General features: G+C 75.1%; 23 protein-coding genes. 18 read left to right on the top strand and 5 right to left on the bottom strand.

Annotation, left to right across the window (positions count from 1 at the left end; genetic code table 11):
* The first annotated feature begins 20 nt into the window (after positions 1–20).
* The 3 genes from GVV04_RS22795 (at position 21) to GVV04_RS22785 (ending at position 3,819) form a co-directional block, all read left to right on the top strand.
* A complete protein-coding gene (locus GVV04_RS22795; RefSeq protein ID WP_201753956.1) occupies positions 21–989 on the top strand; it encodes a hypothetical protein in 969 nt (322 codons plus the stop codon).
* A gap of 97 nt (positions 990–1,086) precedes the next feature.
* A complete protein-coding gene (locus GVV04_RS22790; protein WP_407938827.1) occupies positions 1,087–2,751 on the top strand; it encodes a MinD/ParA family ATP-binding protein in 1,665 nt (554 codons plus the stop codon).
* 57 nt (positions 2,752–2,808) lie between these two features.
* Positions 2,809–3,819 carry a DUF2567 domain-containing protein gene (locus tag GVV04_RS22785; protein WP_328822521.1) on the top strand — a complete coding sequence of 337 codons (1,011 nt, stop codon included), beginning with the start codon at positions 2,809–2,811 and terminating at the stop codon, positions 3,817–3,819.
* On the opposite strand, the gene GVV04_RS22780 is transcribed toward GVV04_RS22785, so the two are convergent.
* Complete coding sequence (locus tag GVV04_RS22780; RefSeq protein WP_161690180.1) at positions 3,734–4,435, bottom strand: LON peptidase substrate-binding domain-containing protein; 702 nt, start codon at positions 4,433–4,435, stop codon at positions 3,734–3,736. The two genes, GVV04_RS22785 and GVV04_RS22780, sit on opposite strands and share 86 nt — an antisense overlap.
* A gap of 116 nt (positions 4,436–4,551) precedes the next feature.
* On the opposite strand from GVV04_RS22780, the gene hisD reads away from it, so the two are divergent.
* The 12 genes from hisD (at position 4,552) to hisF (ending at position 13,072) form a co-directional block, all read left to right on the top strand.
* The gene (hisD, locus tag GVV04_RS22775; protein ID WP_161690178.1) at positions 4,552–5,874 is read left to right on the top strand and encodes a histidinol dehydrogenase; all 1,323 of its coding nucleotides are present in this window, start codon (positions 4,552–4,554) and stop codon (positions 5,872–5,874) included.
* Positions 5,871–6,971, top strand: coding sequence for a histidinol-phosphate transaminase (locus GVV04_RS22770; protein WP_161690176.1), 1,101 nt, complete (start codon positions 5,871–5,873; stop codon positions 6,969–6,971). Before hisD ends, GVV04_RS22770 begins: the two co-directional genes overlap by 4 nt.
* Positions 6,968–7,579, top strand: a complete 612-nt coding sequence (hisB, locus tag GVV04_RS22765; protein WP_161690174.1) for an imidazoleglycerol-phosphate dehydratase HisB — start codon at positions 6,968–6,970, stop codon at positions 7,577–7,579. Before GVV04_RS22770 ends, hisB begins: the two co-directional genes overlap by 4 nt.
* Positions 7,580–7,607: 28 nt before the next feature.
* Positions 7,608–7,781, top strand: a complete 174-nt coding sequence (locus GVV04_RS32300) for a hypothetical protein (protein ID WP_201753955.1) — start codon at positions 7,608–7,610, stop codon at positions 7,779–7,781.
* Between the two features lie 156 nt (positions 7,782–7,937).
* Entirely contained in the window at positions 7,938–8,573 is a 636-nt protein-coding gene (gene hisH / locus GVV04_RS22760) for an imidazole glycerol phosphate synthase subunit HisH (protein WP_161690172.1), read from the top strand.
* A 75-nt stretch (positions 8,574–8,648) separates the two neighbouring features.
* On the top strand, positions 8,649–8,972 hold the full coding sequence (locus tag GVV04_RS22755) for a hypothetical protein (protein WP_161690170.1): 324 nt from the start codon (positions 8,649–8,651) through the stop codon (positions 8,970–8,972).
* 32 nt (positions 8,973–9,004) lie between these two features.
* Positions 9,005–9,730 (top strand): bifunctional 1-(5-phosphoribosyl)-5-((5-phosphoribosylamino)methylideneamino)imidazole-4-carboxamide isomerase/phosphoribosylanthranilate isomerase PriA, encoded by a 726-nt coding sequence (gene priA, locus GVV04_RS22750; protein WP_161690168.1) that lies wholly within the window; start codon positions 9,005–9,007, stop codon positions 9,728–9,730.
* A complete protein-coding gene (locus GVV04_RS22745) occupies positions 9,727–10,116 on the top strand; it encodes a RidA family protein (RefSeq protein WP_161690166.1) in 390 nt (129 codons plus the stop codon). Before priA ends, GVV04_RS22745 begins: the two co-directional genes overlap by 4 nt.
* An 89-nt stretch (positions 10,117–10,205) precedes the next feature.
* Positions 10,206–10,652, top strand: a complete 447-nt coding sequence (locus GVV04_RS22740) for a MarR family winged helix-turn-helix transcriptional regulator (RefSeq protein ID WP_161690165.1) — start codon at positions 10,206–10,208, stop codon at positions 10,650–10,652.
* Position 10,653: 1 nt separating this feature from the next.
* Positions 10,654–11,085: an organic hydroperoxide resistance protein gene (locus GVV04_RS22735; protein WP_161690163.1), complete on the top strand. Its 432-nt coding sequence runs from the start codon at positions 10,654–10,656 to the stop codon at positions 11,083–11,085.
* 45 nt (positions 11,086–11,130) lie between these two features.
* Positions 11,131–12,129: an NADP-dependent oxidoreductase gene (locus GVV04_RS22730; protein ID WP_161690161.1), complete on the top strand. Its 999-nt coding sequence runs from the start codon at positions 11,131–11,133 to the stop codon at positions 12,127–12,129.
* Between the two features lie 175 nt (positions 12,130–12,304).
* On the top strand, positions 12,305–13,072 hold the full coding sequence (gene hisF / locus GVV04_RS22725; protein WP_161690159.1) for an imidazole glycerol phosphate synthase subunit HisF: 768 nt from the start codon (positions 12,305–12,307) through the stop codon (positions 13,070–13,072).
* 35 nt (positions 13,073–13,107) lie between these two features.
* Here hisF and GVV04_RS22720 read toward each other — a convergent pair whose 3' ends face one another.
* Positions 13,108–13,569 carry a hypothetical protein gene (locus GVV04_RS22720; RefSeq protein WP_161690157.1) on the bottom strand — a complete coding sequence of 154 codons (462 nt, stop codon included), beginning with the start codon at positions 13,567–13,569 and terminating at the stop codon, positions 13,108–13,110.
* A 68-nt stretch (positions 13,570–13,637) separates the two neighbouring features.
* Positions 13,638–14,327 (bottom strand): membrane protein YczE, encoded by a 690-nt coding sequence (gene yczE, locus GVV04_RS22715; protein WP_235966714.1) that lies wholly within the window; start codon positions 14,325–14,327, stop codon positions 13,638–13,640.
* Between the two features lie 59 nt (positions 14,328–14,386).
* On the opposite strand from yczE, the gene yczR reads away from it, so the two are divergent.
* Together yczR and GVV04_RS22705 are read left to right on the top strand one after the other, a co-directional pair.
* Positions 14,387–15,844, top strand: a complete 1,458-nt coding sequence (yczR, locus tag GVV04_RS22710; RefSeq protein WP_161690155.1) for a MocR-like transcription factor YczR — start codon at positions 14,387–14,389, stop codon at positions 15,842–15,844.
* 107 nt (positions 15,845–15,951) lie between these two features.
* Complete coding sequence (locus tag GVV04_RS22705; protein WP_201753954.1) at positions 15,952–17,298, top strand: low temperature requirement protein A; 1,347 nt, start codon at positions 15,952–15,954, stop codon at positions 17,296–17,298.
* 58 nt (positions 17,299–17,356) lie between these two features.
* On the opposite strand, the gene GVV04_RS22700 is transcribed toward GVV04_RS22705, so the two are convergent.
* Complete coding sequence (locus tag GVV04_RS22700) at positions 17,357–19,183, bottom strand: AMP-dependent synthetase/ligase (RefSeq protein ID WP_161690153.1); 1,827 nt, start codon at positions 19,181–19,183, stop codon at positions 17,357–17,359.
* Positions 19,184–19,325: 142 nt separating this feature from the next.
* Complete coding sequence (locus GVV04_RS22695) at positions 19,326–19,955, bottom strand: TIGR03085 family metal-binding protein (protein ID WP_161690151.1); 630 nt, start codon at positions 19,953–19,955, stop codon at positions 19,326–19,328.
* Between the two features lie 149 nt (positions 19,956–20,104).
* On the opposite strand from GVV04_RS22695, the gene GVV04_RS22690 reads away from it, so the two are divergent.
* Positions 20,105–21,979: an ABC transporter ATP-binding protein gene (locus GVV04_RS22690; RefSeq protein ID WP_328822520.1), complete on the top strand. Its 1,875-nt coding sequence runs from the start codon at positions 20,105–20,107 to the stop codon at positions 21,977–21,979.
* Positions 21,980–22,034 lie beyond the last annotated feature (55 nt).

The raw sequence follows: 22,034 nt of genomic DNA, 5'->3' as shown, positions 1-22,034 counted from the left end.
TCCGACGAGGGGGCCGCGCGGTGCGCGCTACCGAACCACCGTGGTCCGACCGGCCGCCGTCGGGCCCGGATCCCGGGCCGGCCGCCGCGACCGGCCCCGCCGCCGGTCGCGCCCCGGCCGGAGTGGCCCGCCGGCCAGGCCTGATCACCTGGGCCGCGCTGCTGGCGGTGGCGGCGGTGCTGCTCACCGCCGGGTGGGCGAGCCGCCGGGACCGGCCGGCGGGGGACCGCACGGTGGGCGAGGTGACCCGGGTCGGAATCGCCTCCGGCGACCCGATCCCCGGGTACCTGAGCGCCGCCGCGGCCGAGCTGGCGGCCCTGCCGGCCGCCGGGTCGTCGGCCGGAACGTACGCGCTGGTGTCGTTCTCGGCGTACGTCGCCCCGGGCGGGCTGCCGGCGCTGCTCGACGGCGTGTCCGTCGCGGAGGTGGTGGCCCGGGCGCCGCTGCCCGGCCGGCAGACCGAGATCGTCCGGCTGCCGGTCGGATGGCTGCCGCAGGACGTGACCGCCGGGATGGCCGGGGTGGCCGACCGCAAGGACCGCGAGGCCGCCGACCAGCGGGCCCGGGCCGCCAGCGCCGTCGACCCCCAACTGCGCCGGGGGTACGAGACCGGGGCGCAGGTCGCGGCGGGCGAGGCTGCGGCGTACCGGGCTGGGTGCGCCTGCGTGTACGCGGCGGTGGTGCGCGGCGTGCCGGAGGAACTGCGCGCGCTGGCCGGTCGGCCGCGGGTCCGGGCCGTCGAACCGGCCCCGGAGCTGCGCCGGTTGGACCGTACGGTGGTCACCCCGCCGCTTCCCGAACAACGCGACGTGGCCCGCCCACCGGCCGACACCGGGCCGGCGCCGGGGGTGGGCGAAACGTCGGAAGCGGCACCGAAGGTCGTGGTGTCGTCACCGCCCGTCGGCCCGGCGTCGGTCCGGGAGATCGCGCCGAGCGCCGCGACCTCGCCGTACGCGGCCGGCGGCGACCCGGAGGCGGTGCCCCGGTGACAAAGACGGATCAGAATGTGCGCAGACCGGTGTGGTCCGAATAGGGTTTCGTTCGTAGCCTGTCAGGCGGAGATCGATGGCGCTGGGAGGGCGAGGCTTGGACGGCACGGAGACCGGCTGGGGTCGACCGGCCGAGCCAGCACCGCGGTGGCGGGCGCTGCTCGACCGGGCCCGCCACGGCGGTCGCACCGCGGAGCAGGCCGAGGCCGACCATCGTGCCGAGGAGGCGTCCCGGGCGGCCCCCGAGCCGTTGCCCCGGCGTACGTCGGGCAACGGCTATGCCGGGCGGGCGCAGGCGATCGGCCATTCCGCCGAGCCGTCGTACGGCGCGGAGCCCGGTCACCCGGCCGAGCCGCCCCACGGGGGCTACCGGGCCGGGGCGAGTTACCGGGTGGACCCGGCCTACCGGATCGAGCCGTCCTACCAGCCCGAGCCGACGTATCAGCCAGGGCCTGCGTACCAGCCCGAGTCGGCCTACCAGCCAGGGCCCGCGTACCAGCCCGAGTCGGCCTATCCGGCCGAGTCGGCGTACCCGGTCGAGCCGGCGTGGCGGGCCGAGCCGGCCCGCCCCGAGCCGGAGCCGGTGCGCCGCGCCGACCTCGCCCCGCCCGGCCAGTCCCGGTACGCGATGCTGGACACCGGCTACCGACGCGAGCCGCCACCGGTCGAGTCGCGGTACGCCCTGCTGGACAGCGGCGGGTATCGGCCCGAGCCGACGTACCAGTCCCCGGTCGAGCCGGTCCACCAGTCGCCGGTCTACCAGTCGCCGGTCGAGCCGGTCTACCAGTCGCCGGGTGAGCCGGTCTATCAGCCCTCGGTCGAGCCGACGTACCAGTCCCCGGTCGAGCCGGTCTACCAGTCGCCGGTCGAGCCGGTCTACCAGCCCGGGCCGCCGGCCGTGGTGGACCGGGGCTACCCGGCCCGGATCGAGTGGCGACCGCAGAGCCCGGAGATCGAGTTGGAGCGGTCCGCCGGGGTGCTCCGCCGCGAGCTGGGCACCTCCCGGGTGCTCGCCTTCGCCAACCCCAAGGGCGGGGTGCACAAGACCACCGCCACGGTGCTGGCCGCCGCCACCGTCGGCAGCGTGCGGGGCCGGGGCGTGCTCGCATGGGACGACAACGAGCTGCGGGGCACCCTCGGGCTGCGCGCCGGCAGCGCCCGGCACGCCCGGACCATCCGGCACCTGATCGGCGACCTCGCCCAGATCGAGATCCGCGAGGGCGCCGAACTGTTGGCGAGCCTGGACGACTACCTGCGGCACGCCTCCGACGGCTCGTACGACGTGCTGGCCGGGGAGGAGAGTCCCCGGTTCGCCCAGCGGCTGGACCAGTTCACCGTCAAGCGGGTGCTGGAGCTGCTGCGCCGTACGCACGACGTGGTCTGCGTGGACACCGGCAACAACGTGGAGAGCCCGAACTGGCGCACGGTGATGCAGGCCGCCGACCAACTGGTGGTCACCACCGTGCCCCGGGAGGATGCCGCGTTCAGCGCGGACTGGATGCTCGACCTGCTGCACGAGGTGGGCATGGGTGAGCTGGCCGACAACGCAATCACCCTGATCTCCTGCCCGACGCCCGGCCGCTCGCCCCTGCAGGACGACCTGGAGCGGCACTTCGCCACCCGGACGAGGGCCGTGGCCGTGGTGCCGTACGACCCGGCGCTGGAGACCGGGTCCTCGATCGAGTACGAGCAGCTCCAGCCGGAGACCCGCCAGGCCTGGCTGCGCGCCGCGTCGACCATGCTCGAACCCTTCGCCGGCTGAGGACCGTCCGGCGGCACCGACGCCCCGGGGGCGGGTCCGGTCTGGAAGGATCAACCGGTGAGCCCGGACACCTCCGATTCCGACCGACCCGTGCCCCCACCCGCTGCGCCGGGCGGGCCCGAGCCCGGGGCGCAGCCCTGGCCGGTGGCGGGCGCGGAGGCCCCCGGCTGGTCCGCCGGCCTGCCGGTGCCGGCGGGCACCCCCGCCGCCGCGCCCGGCGCGGACCCGCGCGCCTGGCCGGCCCCCGACCCCGGGGCGTCCGGTCCGGCGGCTCCCGACGCCGGCAGCGTCCCGCTCCCCGCCGCCGCCCGGCCCGTGCGTCGGCCGGGCCGGGCGATCGCGGTGGCGCTCGGCGCGACGGCGGCGCTGGCCGCGCTGGGCGTTCCGCTGGGGCTGCTCTGGGCGGCCGTCGCGCCCGACACCCCGGTGGTCAAGACCGCCGCCGGCGCCGTCTACGCCCAGCCGCAGCCGGAGCAGCCGATCGCCGCGGACGGCTGGTTCAGCATGCTCGGGCTCGGGTTCGGCGTGCTCGCCGCGCTGGCCCTGTGGGTGCTGCTGCGTCGCCGCCGCGGCCCCGTCGAGCTGCTCGCCGGCGTGCTCGGCGGGCTCGCGGCGGCGCCGGTGGCCTGGCAGGTCGGCCGCCGGGTCGGCCTGTCGACGTACGACCGCCTGCTGGCCGATGCCCCGGTGGGGCAGGCGTTCACCAAGCCCGCCGACCTGCGCGCCGGGGGCGTGCACTGGTTCCTCGACGTGCTTCCGGTGCCGTACGGCAACCTGCTGCTGCCGGCGTTCGCCGCTGCCGTGACGTACACCCTGCTGGCCGGCTGGTCCCGCTGGCCGTCGCTGCGCCCGGAGCCGACGCCCGACCCGACCTGGCCGCTGGACGGCCCGCCCGGCGGCTATCCGGCTGGCCCGCCCGGCGGCTACCCGGCTGGCCCGCCCGGCGGCTATCCGGCTGGCCCGCACTTCGGGGCGCCGGGGGTCAGTTCGGGGCCGGAGGGATCGCCAGCTCCGACAGCGGCACCGGAACCGCCCGCACCTGGCGCAGCAGAGCCGCCTCGCGGTTGAGCAGCCGCAGCTCGGCGCGGAGCCGGGCGGTCGTGTCGTCGATGGCGAGCAGTCGCTGCCGGTCGTCCACGGTCAGCATGGCCGTCGCGGCGACCAGGTGGGACAGGACGGTGGGGTCCTCCGGGAGCTGCTCGGAGATCTCCTCCGGGGCGGGTCGGATCAGCCCGAGATACTGCCGGAACACCGAGATCACCCGGGCCGCCAGCAGGTCGGCGTCCTCGTCCGGGCCGCCCGGCTCCGGCAGCCACTCCACCTCGGCGGTCAGGTACGGCTCGGCACGCTCGTCGACGTCGGTGATGCGGAACCGCCGCCGTCCCACCGTGACGATGTCGAACCCGCCGTCGGCCAGCTCGGTCACCTGACGCAGCTCGGCGGTGCAGCCCACCTCGTGCAGCGTGACGTCCCCGACGCCGGGGACGGGCCGCTCCGTGGCGCCGGGGGCCACCTCCCAGCCGGCCCGGATCGCCACCACCCCGAACTCGCGGGGGGCGCCCTCGGGCAGGCTCACCAGGTGGCGCACCAGGGCCCGGTAGCGTTCCTCGAAGATGTGCAGCGGCAGCACCAGGCCGGGGAAGAGCACCGTCCCGAGGGGGAAGATCGGCAACCGTGCAGTCACGGGGTCGAGCCTAGCCCGCCCGCGCCGCGCCCCGTCGCGCCGGCGTGGCTCGGCTCACCGTCCCGGCCTGCGGGCGGCGCGGGCCGGCGCCGGGCGGTCCGCCTAGACTCGCAGGGGTGTTGAATCGGATCGACCTGCGCGGCGGCGTCCGGGACCCCCGCCGCCTCCTGCCCCGTGCCCAGCTCGACGTGTCCGTGGCCGTCGAACGGATCCGCCCGCTCGTGGAGGCGGTCCGGGAGCATGGGTACCCGGCGATCCGGGAGGCGAGCGAGCGGTTCGACGGCGTCTCGCCGGAGCGGCTGCGCGTCCCCGCCGAGGCGATCGCCGAGGCCGAGGGAACGCTCGACCCGCAGGTCCGTGCGGCGCTGTCGGAGTCGATCAGCCGCGCCCGGAAGGTGCACGCCGACCAGCGGCGCACCGACCACACCACGCAGGTGGTGCCCGGCGGCACGGTCACCGAACGCTGGGTGCCGGTGGACCGGGTCGGCCTGTACGTTCCCGGCGGCCTGGCGATGTACCCGTCGACCGTGGTGATGAACGTGGTCCCTGCCCAGGCCGCCGGGGTCCGTTCCCTGGTGGTGGCCAGCCCTCCGCAGCGGGACAACGGCGGCCTGCCCGACGCCCGGGTCCTCGCGGCCTGCGCGCTGCTCGGCGTCGACGAGGTGTACGCCGTAGGCGGCGCCCAGGCGGTGGCCATGCTCGCGTACGGCTCGGCTGTCGACCCGGCCGGCGCGGAGCGCTGCGACCCGGTCGACATGATCACCGGCCCGGGCAACATCTGGGTGACCGCCGCGAAGCGGCTGCTGCGCGGGGTGGTCGGCATCGACGCCGAGGCCGGCCCGACTGAGATCGCCATCCTCGCCGACGACACGGCCGACCCGGCGCACGTCGCCGCCGACCTGGTCAGCCAGGCCGAGCACGACCCCCTCGCGGCCAGCGTGCTGGTCACCCCGTCGCCCGCGCTGGTCGAGGCGGTCGAGCGGGAGCTGGCCCGACAGGTGCCCGCGACCAAGCACGCCGAGCGGGTCACCACCGCGCTCACCGGTGAGCAGAGCGGCGTGGTCCTCGTCGACGACCTGGAGGCCGGCCTGCGGGTGGTCGACGCGTACGCCGCCGAGCACCTGGAGATCCAGACCGAGAACGCCCGCGAGTGGGCGCTGCGGGTGCGCAACGCCGGGGCGATCTTCGTCGGCGCCTGGTCGCCGGTGTCGCTGGGCGACTACTGCGCCGGCTCCAACCACGTGCTGCCCACCGGCGGCTGCGCCCGGCACTCCTCGGGCCTGTCGGTGCAGTCCTTCCTGCGCGGCGTCCATCTCATCGAGTACACCGAGCAGGCGCTGCGGGAGGTGGCCCCGCACGTGGTCACCCTGGCCGGGGTGGAGAACCTGCCGGCCCACGGCCAGGCGGTCAGCGTGCGCTTCCCCGGGGACGCCCCGTGAGCGGGCGAGGCGGGGGTGACGGCGCGAGTGCCATCGACGATCTGCCGATCCGCGCCGACCTGCGCGGGCTGTCCCCGTACGGGGCGCCGCAGCTCGACGTGCCCGTGCGGCTGAACACCAACGAGAACTCCTACCCGGTGCCCGAGCCGGTGGTCGACGCGATCGGCCAGGCCCTCGCGGCGGAGCTGCGCGACCTCAACCGGTACCCGGACCGCGACGCCGTGGCGCTGCGCGCCGACCTGGCGGCGTACCTGGGTCACGGGCTCACCGTCGAGCAGGTGTGGGCGGCCAACGGCTCCAACGAGATCCAGCAGCAGCTGCTCCAGGCGTTCGGCGGCCCGGGGCGCAGTGCGCTCGGCTTCGCCCCGGCGTACTCGATGCATCCGCTGCTGGCCCTGGGCACCGGCACCCGCTGGGTGCCGGCCCGGCGTGGGGCGGACTTCGGGCTGACCGCCGACGAGGCGGTGGCCCAGGTCCGCGAGCACCGCCCCGACGTGGTCTTCCTCTGCTCGCCGAACAACCCCACCGGCACCGCGCTGGACCCGGCGGTGGTCGCCGCGGTGCTGGCGGAGGCCCCCGGCATGGTGGTGGTCGACGAGGCGTACGCCGAGTTCGCCCGCCCCGGCACGGTCAGCGCCCTCGCGGTGCTGCCCGGCCACCCGAGGCTGGTGGTGACCCGGACGATGAGCAAGGCGTTCGGCTTCGCGGGCGGCCGGCTGGGCTACCTGGCGGCCGACCCGGCCGTGGTGGCCGCGGTGCAGCTCGTCCGGCTGCCATACCACCTCTCCGCGCTCACCCAGGCCGCCGCCCGCGCGGCGCTGGCGCACCGCGACGCCCTGCTCGGCACGGTCGAGGCGATCATGGGGCAGCGGGACCGGATCGTCGCCGAGCTGCGCGCCCGGGGTCACCGGGTGGCCGACAGCGACGCCAACTTCGTGCTGTTCGCCGTGGGTGGCGACCAGGCGGTGGCCTGGCGCACCCTGCTCGACGCCGGCGTGCTGGTCCGCGACGTCGGGCTGCCCGGCTGGCTGCGGGTCACCGCCGGCACCCCCGCCGAGACCGACGCCTTCCTCACCGCGATGGAGAGACTTCAATGAGCCGGACCGCCCGGGTGGAGCGGATCACCAAGGAGACCAAGGTGTTCGTCGAGATCGACCTCGACGGCACCGGAGCGGCCGAGATCGGCACCGGGGTCGGCTTCTACGACCACATGCTGCACCAGATCGCCCGGCACGGCGGCTTCGACCTGACCGTGCGCACCGTCGGCGACCTGGAGATCGACGCCCACCACACGATGGAGGACACGGCGCTGGCCCTGGGCGCCGCGTTCGACGAGGCGCTGGGGGACAAGGCCGGCATCCGGCGGTACGGCTCGGCCACGGTCCCGATGGACGAGGTCCTGGTCCGGGCCGCCGTCGACCTGTCCGGCCGCCCGTACGTGGTGCACGACGAGCCGCCGCTCGCGCCGTACATCGGGCCGGTCTACCCGACGAGCATGACCCGGCACATCTGGGAGTCCTTCGGCCAGGCGGCCCGGATCACCCTGCACGTGGACGTGTTGCGGGCGGCCCGCCCCGGCGGCCACCCGGACGCCCACCACGTGGTGGAGGCCCAGTTCAAGGCGGTCTCCCGCGCCCTGCGCGAGGCCACCGCCATCGATCCGCGCTCGGCCGGCGCGATCCCCAGCACGAAGGGCGCGCTGTGAGGCCGGGCGCGCGGAAGGGACGATCCTGATGGGGTCCGTGTTGCCGTCGCTGCTGTTGATCCTCGCCGGGGTGCTGGTCGGCGGCGTGTGGTCGCTGCACCGCCAGGGCGCGCCGCGTAGCGCGGTGGTGATCACCGCGCTGCTCGCGGTGCTGGCCACCATCGGCGGGGTGCTCTGGCTGCTGCCCGGGGAGGGCTCATGAGCGAGCGTAGCGAGCGAATCGTCAGGCTCAGTGCTGTGGTGCCTCATGGCGGCACGGAGCGCAGCGGAGTGCCGGCATGAGCGAGCGTAGCGAGCGAATCGTCAGGCTCAGTGCCGTGGTGCCTCATGGCGGCACGGAGCGCAGCGGAGTGCCGGCATGAGCGAGCGGATCGTGGTGCTCGACTACGGCTCGGGCAACCTGCGCTCGGCCGAGCGGGCCCTGGAACGGGCCGGCGCGCACGTCACGGTGACCGACGACCTGACCGCCGCCGCCGAGGCCGAGGGCCTGGTCGTCCCGGGCGTCGGCGCGTTCGCCGCCTGCATGGCCGGGATCGAGGCGATCGGCGCGGGTCCGGTGATCGCCGAACGGGTCGCCGCCGGCCGTCCGGTGCTGGGCATCTGCGTCGGCATGCAGGTGCTCTTCGAGCACGGGGACGAGCACGGGGTGGTCACCAAGGGGCTCGGGCTGCTGCCCGGCGCGGTGACGCGGCTGGCCGCCGCCCGGCTGCCGCACATGGGCTGGAACACCGTGCACGCCCCGGCGTCGTCGACCCTCTTCGCCGGCCTGCCGGCGGACAGCCGCTTCTACTTCGTCCACTCCTACGGGGTGACCGACCCGGCGGCGCTGGCCGCGGCCGGGGCGACGGTGACCACCGCGCACCACGAGACGGACTTCGTGGCCGCGGTCGAGCGCGGGGCGCTGTCGGCCGCCCAGTTCCATCCGGAGAAGTCGGCCGACACCGGCGCTGCGCTGCTGCGCAACTGGCTGGCCGCGGTGACCGTCGGTGGCTGAGCGGGCCACCGGGCCGGGCCGCGCCGCCGCGGGCCGGCCGCCCGTCGGCCCGGCGACGCCGGGCCGGGGCGTCCGTTGAGCAAGGAGCGGGCCCGCCGCCGGGAGGCCCGCGAGGCCCAGTTGGAGCGGGAGCGGGCCGTCCGCCGGCGCCGGGTGGGCCGCCGGGAGCGCCGCCGCGCGGTGGTACGCCGGTTGCTGCCCCGCCGGTCGCGCCGCAGTTCGGGCCGGCTGGCCCGGCACACCCGGGGCGAGCGGGCCGCGATCGTGGGGCTGACCGGGGTGGCACTGTTCAGCATCTGGAGTTTCGTCGACGACCTGGCGCTGCGGTTGGTGCTGGTCGTGTTGTTGCTGCTGGTCCTGCCGGCGTTCGTGGTGATCGCCCTGGGCCGCCGGTCCTGATCCATCGTGTTTCCGATCCGAGGAGAAGAGCGTTGAGCCTCACCCTGTTGCCCGCCGTGGACGTCGCCGACGGCCAGGCCGTCCGGCTCGTGCAGGGCGCCGCCGGCAGCGAGACCACCTACGGCGACCCGTTGGAGGCGGCGCTGGCCTGGCAGCACGACGGCGCGGACTGGATCCACCTGGTGGACCTGGACGCCGCTTTCGGCCGGGGATCCAACGCGCCCCTGCTGGCCGAGGTGGTCCGCCGGCTCGACGTCAAGGTGGAACTGTCGGGCGGCATCCGGGACGACGAGTCGCTGCGGGCCGCCCTGGGCACCGGCGCGGCCCGGGTCAACATCGGCACGGCCGCGCTGGAGGACCCGCAGTGGTGCGACCGGATCTGCGGCGAGTACGGCGACCGGGTCGCCATCGGGCTGGACGTGCGGGGTCGTACCCTCTCGGCGCGCGGCTGGACCCGCGACGGCGGCGACCTGTTCGAGGTGCTGGAGCGGCTCGACAAGGCAGGCGCCGCCCGATACGTGGTGACCGACATCACCAAGGACGGCACGATGCGCGGGCCGAACCTGGACCTGCTGCGCGAGGTGTGCTCCCGCACCGCCGCCCCGGTGGTCGCCTCCGGGGGCGTCTCGACGCTGGACGACCTGCGGGCCCTGGCCGCCCTGGAGCCGGTGGGCGTGGAGGGCGTGATCGCCGGCAAGGCGCTGTACGCGGGCGCGTTCACCGTGCGGCAGGCGCTCGACGTGCTGGCCGCCGCATGACCGTCACCCGGCTCGGCTCGGGCGGCCCCTGGGAGCAGCTCTACGGCTACTCCCGGGTGGTCCGGGCCGGCGACCGGGCCGTCACGGCCGGCTGCACCGCCACGGTCGACGGGCGTGTCGTGCACGTGGGGGATGCCGCGGCGCAGACCGCCCAGGCGCTGCGGATCGGCCTGGCGGCCCTCGCCGAGGTCGGCGCGGGGCCCGGTGACGTGGTGCGCACCCGGATGTACGTGACCGACCGCGCGTACGCCGACGAGGTGGGCCGGGCCCACGGCGCGGTGTTCGGCGCGGTCCGCCCGGCGGCGACCCTGGTCGTGGTGGCGGCCCTGCTGGACCCGGACCACCTGGTCGAGGTGGAGCTGGAGGCGTACCTCGGCGACCGCTGACCGCCCCGCCCCGGCGAGGTCGGGGTGAGGCGGGCCGCCGTCCGGCCAGATCGGTTGTGCGCAACTCAATTGTCCGCTACCTTTCTGGGGTGACCGATGATCTGGTGTTGCGCCGGCAGGTGTGCTTCGCGCTGTACGCGGCGTCGCGCGCCCTGACCGACGTCTACCGGCCGATCCTCGACGAGTTCGGGCTGACCTACCCGCAGTACCTGGTGCTGCTGGTGCTCTGGGAGCGCGACGACGACGCCCCCACGGTCTCCGAGCTGGGCGCCGCGTTGCGGCTGGACTCCGGCACCCTCTCCCCGCTGCTCAAGCGGCTGGAGGCGGCGGGCCTGCTGGTCCGGTCCCGCTCGGCGCGCGACGAGCGCCGGGTCCAGGTGCGCCTGACCGGCGACGGCGCGGCGCTGCGCGGGCGGATGTGCGACGTCCCGCTGCGGGTGGCCCTCGCCACCGGTCTCAGCGAGGCCGAGCTGGTCGCGCTGCGCGACACCCTGACCCGGGTCACCGAGACGATCCACCGACAGAAGGAGCAGTGACATGAAGGTCCTCTACACCGCCAGCGCCCGCGCCACCGGCGACGGCCGTGACGGCCGCGTCGGCACCTCCGACGGCACGTTCGAGCTGGACCTGGCGGTCCCGAAGGAGATGGGCGGGGCCGGCGGCGCCGCGAACCCGGAGCAGCTCTTCGCCGCCGGGTACGCCGCCTGCTTCCACTCGGCGCTGCGCCTGGTCGCCCGCGGGGCGAAGGCCGACGTCACCGGCTCCGTGGTCGACGCCGAGGTGGGCATCGGCCCGAACGGCAACGGCGGCTTCGGGCTGACCGTGGCCCTCGTGGTGGACCTGCCGGCCGTGCACCGGGAGGCCGCCGAGCAGCTCGTCGCCCAGGCTCACCAGGTCTGCCCCTACTCGAACGCGACCCGTGGCAACGTCGAGGTCGCGCTCACCGTCCGCGAGGCCCTGGCCGCCTGACACCTCGCGCAGCGCAGCCCGACCAGCGACCGAAGGGACGACGCCGTGACCGTCAACCGTGAGATCCACCTGGCCTCCCGCCCGCAGGGCTGGCCGACCGCAGACAACTTCCGCCTCGTGGAGACCGAGGTGCCCACCCCTGGCCCCGGCCAGCTCGTGGTGCGCAACCAGCTCATGTCCGTCGACCCGTACATGCGGGGGCGGATGGACGACGTCAAGTCGTACGTGCCGCCGTTCGCCCTCGACGCCCCGCTCGAGGGCGGCGCGCTCGGCGAGGTGGTGGCCGGTGAGGCCGACGGGATCGCCCCGGGCGACACGGTCCTGCACGGCCTCGGCTGGCGGGAGTACGCCCTGGTCGACGCCCGGGGCGCCCGCAAGGTGGACCCGGACCTGGCCCCGGTGAGCGCGTACCTCAGCGTGCTCGGCATGACCGGGCTGACCGCGTACGCGGGGCTGCTCGACGTGGCCGCGATGAAGCCGGGCGAGACCGTCTTCGTCTCCGGCGCGGCCGGCGCGGTGGGCAGCATGGTCGGCCAGATCGCCAAGCTCAAGGGCGCCGGCCGGGTGGTCGGCAGCGCCGGCTCGGCGGCCAAGGTCGAACGGCTGGAGGAACTGGGCTTCGACGCCGCGTTCGACTACCACGACGGCCCGGTGCGCGACTCGCTCAGGGCCGCCGCGCCGGACGGGATCGACGTCTACTTCGACAACGTCGGCGGGGACCACCTGGAGGCGGCCATCGGTGCGATGCGGCTGCACGGCCGGGCCGCGATCTGCGGGATGATCGCCCAGTACAACGACAGCGAGCCGCCGGCGGCCCCGCGCAACCTGGCGCTGGTCATCGGCAAGCGGCTCACCCTGCGCGGCTTCCTGGTCGGCGACCACGGCCACCTGCGCGACCAGTTCGTCCAGGAGGTCGCCGGCTGGCTGCGCGAGGGGAAGCTCTCGTACGACGAGACGGTCGTCGACGGCATCGCCCACGCCCCGGAGGCCTTCCTCGGCCTGCTCCGCGGCAAGAACCTCGGCAAGATGCTCGTCCGCCTGTAACCCCGCCCCCTCCCCGCCCCCCGCCGCCCCGCCCCACGCCCCGGTGTGCGCACTTTCACGGAAAGAGTGGCACCGGCGCGCGCCATGGCCACGGATTCCGTGAAAGTGCGCGCAGGTGAGGCGGGGGCGCGGGCGGTCACGGGTGGGCCGGGTGGGGGAGGATAGGCTTTGCCGCATGACGGTGGCGGTGCGGGTCATCCCGTGTCTGGACGTGGACGCCGGGCGGGTGGTCAAGGGGGTCAACTTCCTCGACCTGCGCGACGCCGGCGATCCGGTGGAGCTGGCGGCGGCGTACGACCGGGCGGGCGCGGACGAGCTGACCTTCCTGGACGTGACCGCCTCCTCCGGCGAGCGGGGCACCATGCTCGACGTGGTGCGGCGCACCGCCGAGTCGGTCTTCATCCCGCTCACCGTGGGCGGCGGCGTCCGGCAGGTCGCCGACGTCGACACCCTGCTGCGTGCCGGCGCCGACAAGGTCGGGGTGAACACCGCCGCCATCGCCCGCCCGGAGCTGATCGCGGAGATCGCCGAACGGTTCGGCCGGCAGGTGCTGGTGCTCTCCCTCGATGTGCGCCGGGCGCAGGCCGGGGTCACCCCGAGCGGCTTCGAGGTGACCACCCACGGTGGTCGCCGGGGCACCGGGATCGACGCCGTCCAGTGGGCGCGGCGCGGGGCCGAGCTGGGCGCGGGGGAGATCCTGCTCAACTCGATGGACGCCGACGGCACGAAGGCCGGCTTCGACCTGGAGCTGATCGGCGAGGTCCGCCGGGTCGTCGACGTGCCCGTGGTGGCCAGCGGCGGCGCGGGGGAGATCGCCCACTTCCCGCCGGCGATCGCCGCCGGGGCGGACGCGGTGCTCGCGGCCAGCGTCTTCCACTTCGGCGAGCTGACCGTCGGCGAGGTCAAGGGCGTGCTGCGCGGCTCGGGTCACCCCGTCCGCTGACGCCGCCCTCCCGGGGCCCGTGCCGGGGCCGGGGCTCAGCCCCGCCCGGAGCGGCCCTCGGGGGAGCGGCGGGGGGCCGGGATCGAGCCGACCACGTACTCCTGCACGGCGGCGGCGTGCTCCTCCTTCTCCAGCGTCCAGTCGGCGCTGCCGGGGGCGTGTCGCCGGCTCAGCACGCCCTGCACGGTGTCCACGGCGGTGGACAGGCCGGCGCTCGGCCGGGTGCGCCAGAGCCGCTCCCCGTCGGCGGTGAGCCGGAACCAGCCGTCCGAGACGCTGACCAGGCCGGCGCCGACGAGCCGTCGGACCGCCGTCTCCACCTCGTCCCGTTCGGGGATGGCGTGGTTGAGGTGGTCGGCTGTGGAGAGCACGTCAGCGAGCCGGACGCCTTCCGGCCGTCGGGTGGATGCCGCCCGGCGGTGTCGTCCCGCGCCGTTCGCGATCACCAGTGAAACGAAGATCCACGCGTCGGCCCAGTGCCATCCGGTCTCCCCCATGCAGGAATGATGCCGTGTGCCGCCGAGCAAGGAAACACCCACTTTTCCCGGTGTGACATTTCCGCAGCTCAGCGCGGTTGACCACAGTCCGTCGCCGGTGCTTCGACCACATTATGGCCGCCCGGCTCCGGGCCGGCGGGCTCCCGGGGCGGCAGGTCGACCATGAACACGGGCAGGAAGAACTGGGCCAGCGGCCCGATGGTGAGCGCGTAGGCGACCGTGCCGACGCCGACGGTGCCGCCGAGCAGCCAGCCCAGGATCAGCACGGTGATCTCGATGACGGTGCGCACCAGCCGGACGGACCGCCCGGGCCGGCGGGCCACGTACCCGGTCATCAGGCCGTCGCGGGGGCCGGGGCCGAGCCGCGCACCGAGGTAGAGGGCGGTGGCGGCGCCGTTGGCGACGATCCCGGCGACCAGCAGCGCCGCCCGCGCCGCGAGCGGGCCGCCGCCGGGCAGCAGGGCCAGGGTGGCGTCCACCACCAGCCCGATCACCAGCACGTTGCTCACCGTGCCCAGGCCGGGACGCTGCCGCAGCGGGATCCACAGCAGCAGCACCAGCGCACCGACCGCGATGGTGACGGTGCCGAACGACAGCCCGGTGTGCCGGGAGAGCCCCTGGTGGAACACGTCCCAGGGATCGAGGCCGAGCCCGGAGCGGATCATCAGCGCCATGCTGACGCCGTAGAGGACCAGGCCCGCGTAGAGCTGGGTCAGCCGCCGGGCCGGCCGCTGCCGGAGATTGCCAATCGGTGCCATGCATGCCACCCTAGGGTCCAATTGGCGCGGCATAAGGAGCCAATATCGGGAGGGTGGCCATGACGAGTCAGGTGCGTGGCACCCAATTGGCCCGACTGCTCGGGCAGTGGCACGCCCTGCCGGGTCGCCGCCGCAGCCCGGACTACGCGGCGCTCGCCGCCGCCGTCCGGGGACTGCTCGCCGACGGCCGCCTGCCCCTGGGGGTGCGCCTGCCCGCAGAGCGGGAGCTGGCCGAGGCGCTGCGGATCAGCCGGACCACGGTCACCGCCGCGTACCGGCTGCTGCGGGAGACCGGCCACCTGGCCAGCCGGCGGGGCGCGGGGAGCTGGACCATGCTCCCGGGCACCCACCGGGTCGCCAGCACCGGGCTATGGACCCCGCAGGACGACCGGGACATGATCGACCTCGGGGTGGCCGCGCTGGCCGCCCCGGCGCAGCTGATGCCAGCCGCCCGCGCCGCCGCCGAGGATCTGCCCCGCTACCTGGGCGGCGCCGGCTACCACCCGACCGGCATCATCGAGCTGCGCGAGGCCGTGGCCGCCGGGTACACCGACCGGGGCCTGCCCACCTCGCCCGACCAGATCATGGTCACCAGCGGCACCCAGCACGCGCTGGACCTGGTGCTGCGGCTGGCCCTGGCCCCGGGCGGCAGCGTGCTGGTCGAGTCGCCGACCTACCCGAACGCCCTCGCCGCGCTGGCCGCCCGGCGGGCCCGGATCACCACCCACGGGCTGGCCACCGACGGCGCCGGGTGGGACGCCGACCTGCTGCTGGGCAGCCTGCGCCAGGGGCGGCCGAAGCTGGCGTACCTGATCCCGGAGTTCCAGAACCCGACCGGGCACCTGATGCCCACCGACCTGCGCGAGCGGGTGGTCGGCGCGGCCCACGCCGCCGGCACCGACCTGGTCATCGACGAGTCGTTCGTGGACCTGCCGCTGGACGGCACCGAGCTGCCGCCGCCGGTCGCCACCTTCGACCGGCACTCCCGGGTGATCTCCATCGGCGGGATGAGCAAGCCGTACTGGGGCGGCCTGCGCATCGGCTGGGTGCGCGCCTCCGCCCCCCAGGTGCAGCGGCTGGCCGCCGCCCGGGTCGGGGTGGACATGGCCGGCCCGGTGCTGGACCAACTGGTCGCGGTCCACCTGCTGGCCGACGCGTCGACCATCGTGGCCGCCCGGCGGGTGCAGCTCGCCGCCCAGCGCGACGCGCTGACCGCCGCGCTCGCGCAGCGGCTGCCCGACTGGCGGGTCACCGTCCCGCGCGGCGGGGTGACGCTCTGGGCCGAGCTGGACGGGCCGATCTCCAGCGCGCTCGCCCGGGCCGCCGAGGAGGTCGGCGTACGGCTGGCCCCCGGCCCACGGTTCGGCCTGGACGGGACGCTGGAGCGGTTCCTGCGGCTGCCGTTCACCCTGCCCGCCGCGGACCTCGTCGAGGCCGTGGGGCGGCTCGCCGCGGTCCGGTACGACCTGGACCGCGGCGGCCGGCCGCGGTGGCGGGAGCCGGCCGTCATCGCCTGAGCGGCGCGCCGCCGCCCAAACGTCGCCCCGGCCGGGCCGGGCCCAAACGTCGCCCCGGCCGGGCCGGGCCCAAACGTCGCCCCGGCCGGGCCGGGCCCGACGCGGCGATGTCGGTGATCGCGGGGCGGGGCGGGGCCGTGCCTTGGCAGACTGCCGGAGTGGGCAACGAGGGCTGGTCGCCGTGGATCCGCCCCGGTGCGCCCGGCTCCCGGACCACCCGGCTGGAACTCTTCTACGACCTCGTCTTCGTCTTCGCCTTCCTCAACGTGACCGCGCTGGCCTCGAACCCACCCTCCGCCACCAACCTGTACCGCTGCCTGCTGGTGCTGGGGCTGCTCTGGTGGTGCTGGAGCGGGTTCGCCGGGCTGGCCAACTACACCCGCGCCGACCAGGGCGTCCTGCCGCTGGTCGGGTTCGTCACCGTCGCCGCCACCTTCCTGCTCGTGCTGAGCCTGCCGGGGGCGTTCGTGAATCAGCCGGGTGGGCTGAACGGCCCGCTGCTCTTCGCCGTCTGCTACTTCCTCGTCCGCGCGTCGCAGCTCGCCGTCTTCGGCTGGATGGCCCGGGGGGACCGGGACCGGCTGCGGCGGTGGCGGCTGCTCGTCCTGCTGCCGCTGGTCGCGACCGCCCTGCTCGTCGGCTCCGCCTTCGTGCGGCGGACCGTCGAGCACGGCGCGACCGTGCAACTGGTGCTGTGGACCGTCGCGCTCCTCGTCGAGTACGGCGCGGGGGTGGCGCTCGGCGGCACGTACTGGGCGGTGGTGTCCGCCGGGCACTGGGCGGAGCGGCACGCCCTCATGGTCCTGATCGCGCTCGGCGAGTCGGTCCTCGCGCTGGGGATCGGCTCAAAGTTCGTCAACGGGCTGCCGCTGACCTGGCCGGCGGTGGTCGCCGCCGTGACCGGCATCGCGGTGGCGTCGGCGCTGTGGTGGGCGTACTTCGACACCCTGGCCCTCGCCGTCGAGCAGGCGCTGCACCGGGCCCGCGACCCGGCGGCCCGGGCCCGGCTGGCCCGCGACGCGTACACCTACCTGCACCTGCCGATCATCGCCGGGGTGATCTTCTTCGCCCTCGGGATCAAGGACGTGCTCGCCGAGGCGGCGGACCCCGAGACCCCGCCCTGGGGGGATCCGCTGGGTGCGTTCTGGGCCCTCGTCCTCTACGGCGGGGTCGCCCTCTACCTGCTCAGCCTCGTCGCGTGCGGGATGGTGGCGCTGCGGGTGCTCCGCTGGCCGCTGCTGGTCGAGGTGGTGCTGCTGGCCCTGTTGGCCCCGCCGGCCGCCCGGTTGCCGGAGCTGAAGGCGCTGGTGGTGCTGGGCCTGGTCTGCGTCACGCTCACCACCGGGGAGGCGCTGGGCGGGCGGCGCCGCCGGAATCGGGTCCGGCAGCTCGCGCTGGAGGAGCAGCGGGCGGCCGAGATCGAGGAGAGTCGGTGGCGGGGCGAGCACCTGTGAGATGACGGCGGCGGCCGTGCCCCGGGACGGGGGGACACGGCCGCCGGCGGGACCGCGGTCAGAGCTCGGCGAGCGTGCCGGCGTACATCTTCTCGATCTCGGCCGCGAAGTTGCCCTCCACGCCCCGACGCTTGATCTTCAGGGACGGGGTCATCTCGCCGTGCTCGATGGTCAGGTCCCGGGGGAGGACGGCGACCTTCTTGATCGTCTCCCAGCGGTTCAGCTTGGCGTTGAGCTGGGCGACGTACTCCTCGACCATGAGCCGGGCCTCGTCGGAGGCGACGATCTCGGCGTACCCGCGGCCCTCCAGGGGACCGCCGGCCGCCCAGCCGGTGATCGCGTCCGGGTCGAGGCTGACCAGCATGGTGCAGAAGTTGCGGGCCTGGCCGATCACGATCGCCTGCGAGGTGTACGGGCAGAGCGCCTTGAACATGCCCTCGATGTGCGACGGCGCGATGTACTTCCCGCCGGAGGTCTTGACCAGGTCCTTCTTCCGGTCGGTGATGCGCAGGTAGCCGTCCTCGTCGAGGCTGCCGATGTCCCCGGTGCGGAAGAACCCGTCGTCGGTGAACGCGGCGGCGGTCTCGTCGGGCAGGTTGTGGTAGCCGCGCATCACCGGGCGGCCCCGGACCAGGATCTCCCCGTCGGTGTCGATCCGGCACTCCAGGTCGCCCATCGCCCGGCCCACGGTGCCGATCCGCAGCCCGTCCGGCGGGTTGACGAAGTTGCCGGCGCTGGTCTCGGTGAGGCCGTACCCCTCCGAGATGGGCAGGTTGGCGGCGGCGAAGAAGCTGGCGATCTCCTTGCTCAGCGGCGCGGCGCCGGAGACCAGCACCCGGATCCGCCCGCCGAGGCGGGCCTGAAGCTTGCTGAACACCAGCTTCTCGGCCAGCGCGTACTTCAGCCTCAGCCCGGCCGGCACCGGCCGGCCGGCCTGCTCGATGGCCACCTTCGCCTGGCCGACCCCGACCCCCCAGGCGAAGATCTTCGCCTTGGCGCCGCCGCCGTCCCGGGCGGTGGTGACCACCTTGTTGTAGATCTTCTCGAACACCCGGGGCGCCCCGCACATCAGCGTCGGCCGGATGACCCCGAGCAGGTCGACCAGCTTCTCCACCCGGCCGTCGACGTAGGTCGGCAGGCCGACGTGGGTGGACCCGCAGAGCAGGGTCTTGCCGAACGAGTGGGACAGCGGGAGCCACAGGTATTGCAGGTCGTCGTCGCGCAGCAGCCCGACAGCGTCCTGCGCCACCCCCTCCCAGCACCAGCCGCCGTGCAGCAGTTCGACGCCCTTGGGCCGCCCGGTGGTGCCCGAGGTGTAGATCAGGGTGGCCAGGTGCTCCGGCCCGATCCCGGCCACCAGCCGCTCGATCAGCCCAGGCTCGGCGGCGAGCGCCCGGGTGCCCTGCTCCTCCAGCTCGGCCAGGGTGAGCTGGGGCACGGCGGCGGCGGGATCGGCCGCGCCGTCGAAGAGCACCACGTGGGTCAGCGCCGGCAGCTCCGCGCCGGCGAGCTTCGCGGCCTGGGCCGGGTTCTCGGCGAACAGCACCCGGGAGCCGGAGTCGGCGATGATGTACGCCGCCTCCTCGGGCTCGGTGGTCGGGTACACGGTGGTGGTGGCGCCACCGGCGCACATGATGCCGAAGTCGGCGATGACCCAGTCGAGCCGGGTGTTCGCCAGGATCGCCACCGGGTCCTCCTGGCCGACACCGAGCCCGTGCAGCCCGGCCGCGACCGCCTTGGCCCGGTGGCCGACCTGCTCCCAGGTCAGCCAGATCGGCCCGGAGTCGTCGGGGGCGGGGTGGGCGAAGGCGTGCCGCTCGGGGGACGCCGCGACGCGCTTGAGGAACATGTCGGGGATGGAACGGTACGGTACATCGAGAGTCATCGCTGTAGCCGCCTTCGGGGCTGGAGGCGTGATGGGGGTCACGTCGTTCTGCGGTTACCGAAGGGTATTGCCTGTACCGCGCGTCGGCTAGCCCTGATGACTCCCAGAGGGCACCGGCTGCGCCGCCGGGTGTGAACGCAGATCAGATGCCCAGCTTGGCGGACCTCAGCCGCTCGGCCAGCTCCGCGGGCCCGTCCACCTGCACCCGGGCCACCCGCTGCCGGCCGCTGAGGAACAGCACCAGCTCGCCCGGCGGGCCGACGAGCCGGGCCCGCTGCCCGCCCCGCCCCGCCGACTGCTCGCCGTGCCCGGGCGCCTGCACCAGCAGGTCGGCCGGGAAGCGGCGCAGCGCCAGCCGGCCCAGCAGCGTGGCCCGGCGCCACAGCACGGCGTGCAGCCCGGCCGGCAGGTCCCTCGGCTGCCACCCGGGCCGGGCCCGGCGGACGTCCTCGTGGTGGATGAAGAACTCCATGGTGTTGACCAGCTCGTCGGTGAGCGGGTTGCTCACCGGGCTCCACACCGGCGGGCGGCGGACCTGATCGACCAGCTCGGCGAACGGCCGGGCCGCGATCCGGGCCCGCACCCCCTCGGCGTACCTGCGCAGCGGCGGCAGCATGATCCCGCCGGCGGCGTCCGGCCGGCGTTCCCGGACGACCAGGTGGGCGGCGAGGTCGCGGACCGACCAGCCCTCGTTGATCGTCGGTGCGTCCGGACCCAGGCTCAGCATGAGGTCGGCGAGCGCGTCGCGCTCCGACCGGGCGTACCGCGTCATCGCTCGATCGTAGGCCGGGCCGGCGAAGTCGGCGCGGCGGCGGCGTCGACGGTCGGGACGTGATCACCGACATACCGATGCGGGACGGTGCGGTGGACCGGACCGGTAAGGATGAGGGGGGATAATTGCGGCTTACGGCGGGGGAGAGCGTGACCAGCAGGACAAGTCGGGATGTGCTCGGCAGAGGGCTGTCCGTGCTCGGCCGGGCGATCCGGGAACAGCCCCGGATCTTCGCGGTCGCGGTGACCGGCAGCGTGCTGTTCGGCGGGCTGGTCATCGCCAGCGCGTACATTGTCGGCGCGGTGGTCGGCGACGTGGTGGTGCCGGCGGTCGAGCGCGGGTCGGTGGGCGTGGCGGCCGTCGCCCTCGCCGCCGGGGCCCTGTTCGGCATCAGCGTGCTGCGGGTGGTCGGCATCTTCGGCCGCCGGCTCGGCGCCGGCTACATGCAGTTCCGGCTCCAGGCCGCGTACCGTCGCCGGGTCACCCGCCGCTACCTGGACCTGCCGCTGTCCTGGCACCAGCGCAACGCCACCGGCACCCTGCTGTCCAACGCCAACTCCGACGTCGAGGCGGCCTGGTACCCGATCGCCCCGCTGCCGTTCGCGGTGGGCACGCTGGTGATGCTCGTCGGCGCGGTCGCCTCGCTCTTCGCCACCGACTGGGCGCTGGCCCTGGTCGGGCTGGCCGTGTTCCCGGCGCTGTTCGCCCTCAACGTGCTCTACTCCCGCTGGATGGCCCCCCGCCAGGCCCGCGCCCAGCGGCTGCGCGCCGAGGTCAGCGGCATCGCCCACGAGAGCTTCGACGGCGCCCTGGTGGTCAAGACGATGGGCCGCGAGGCCCAGGAGACCGCCCGGTTCTCCGCCCGGGCCGGCGAGCTGCGCGACGCGCTGATCGCCGTCGGCCGGCTGCGCGGCGTGTTCGACCCGATGCTGGAGACCCTGCCCAGTCTCGGCACCCTCGCCGTGCTCGTGGTCGGCGCGTTCCGGCTCCGGCAGGGCGCCATCACGGTCACCGAGCTGGTCAGCGTGGCCTTCCTGTTCACCGTCCTGGCGTTCCCGGTGCGGGCCATCGGCTGGGTCCTGGCCGAGCTGCCGCGCAGCGTCGCCGGCTGGGACCGGGTGCGCCGGGTGCTCGACGCCACCGGCGAGATGCGGTACGGGGACGTCGCGCTCGACCCGGCCGATCCCGCCCCGGCCACCCTGACCTTCGCCGACGTCGGCTTCGCGTACGAGCCGGCCGAGGCGCACCTGCCCGGCGTCGAGGTGCTCGGCGAGGTCTCCTTCACCGTGCCGGCCGGGAAGACCGTGGCCCTGGTCGGGCCGACCGGCTCCGGGAAGTCGACGATCGCCGCGCTGGCGGTGCGGCTGGTCGACCCGCACACGGGCGTGGTCCGCCTCGACGGGGTGGACGTCCGCCGGCTCACCGCCGGGTCGCTGGCGGGCGCCGCCGCGCTGGTGGCCCAGGTGCCGTTCGTCTTCGACGACACGGTCCGGGCCAACGTCACCCTGGACCGGCCCGGCATCGCCGACGAGGACGTCTGGGTGGCGCTGCGGCTGGCCGAGGCGGACGGCTTCGTCGCCGCGCTGCCCGACGGGCTGGACACGATGGTCGGCGAGCGGGGCACCTCGCTCTCCGGCGGGCAGCGGCAGCGGCTCACCCTGGCCCGGGCGCTGGCCGGGCGACCCCGGCTGCTGGTCCTCGACGATGCCACCAGCGCGGTGGACCCCCGGGTGGAGGCGGCCATCCTGGCCGGGCTGCGCGCCCCGACCGCCGGGGGGCCGGCCGCCTCGATCCTGGTGGTGGCGTACCGGCGGGCCACCATCGCGCTCGCCGACGAGGTGATCTACCTGGAGCACGGCCGGGTGCTCGCCCGGGGCACCCACACCGAGCTGCTCGCCACCGTTGCCGGCTATGCCGACCTGGTCACCGCCTACGAGCAGGCCGAGACCGACCCCAAGCAGCAGCGCACGCCCGACGAGGCCACGCCGTTGGCCTCGGGCCTGGAGATCGAGGTGGACCGGTGAGCGCGAGGAGTGAGCCTGCGAGCCCCGCAGTCGTGAACGGAGGGTGGGACCGGTG

Origin of the sequence: Micromonospora rubida, assembly GCF_009908295.1 — a bacterium.
Lineage (GTDB): Bacteria > Actinomycetota > Actinomycetes > Mycobacteriales > Micromonosporaceae > Micromonospora > Micromonospora rubida.
The sequence above is the reverse complement of the archived record's forward strand: the minus strand, read 5'-3'. Positions and strand labels throughout refer to the sequence as shown.

Coding starts and splice junctions, on each gene's coding strand:
- yczE (WP_235966714.1), bottom strand. CDS start 14,327: ATGGCACCGATTGGCAATCTCCGGCAGCGGCCGGCCCGGCGGCTGACC.
- GVV04_RS22745 (WP_161690166.1), top strand. CDS start 9,727: ATGACCGTCACCCGGCTCGGCTCGGGCGGCCCCTGGGAGCAGCTCTAC.
- hisF (WP_161690159.1), top strand. CDS start 12,305: ATGACGGTGGCGGTGCGGGTCATCCCGTGTCTGGACGTGGACGCCGGG.
- hisB (WP_161690174.1), top strand. CDS start 6,968: ATGAGCCGGACCGCCCGGGTGGAGCGGATCACCAAGGAGACCAAGGTG.
- GVV04_RS32300 (WP_201753955.1), top strand. CDS start 7,608: ATGGGGTCCGTGTTGCCGTCGCTGCTGTTGATCCTCGCCGGGGTGCTG.
- GVV04_RS22735 (WP_161690163.1), top strand. CDS start 10,654: ATGAAGGTCCTCTACACCGCCAGCGCCCGCGCCACCGGCGACGGCCGT.
- hisH (WP_161690172.1), top strand. CDS start 7,938: ATGAGCGAGCGGATCGTGGTGCTCGACTACGGCTCGGGCAACCTGCGC.
- GVV04_RS22695 (WP_161690151.1), bottom strand. CDS start 19,955: ATGACGCGGTACGCCCGGTCGGAGCGCGACGCGCTCGCCGACCTCATG.
- yczR (WP_161690155.1), top strand. CDS start 14,387: ATGACGAGTCAGGTGCGTGGCACCCAATTGGCCCGACTGCTCGGGCAG.
- GVV04_RS22705 (WP_201753954.1), top strand. CDS start 15,952: ATGTCGGTGATCGCGGGGCGGGGCGGGGCCGTGCCTTGGCAGACTGCC.
- GVV04_RS22720 (WP_161690157.1), bottom strand. CDS start 13,569: ATGGGGGAGACCGGATGGCACTGGGCCGACGCGTGGATCTTCGTTTCA.
- GVV04_RS22700 (WP_161690153.1), bottom strand. CDS start 19,183: ATGACTCTCGATGTACCGTACCGTTCCATCCCCGACATGTTCCTCAAG.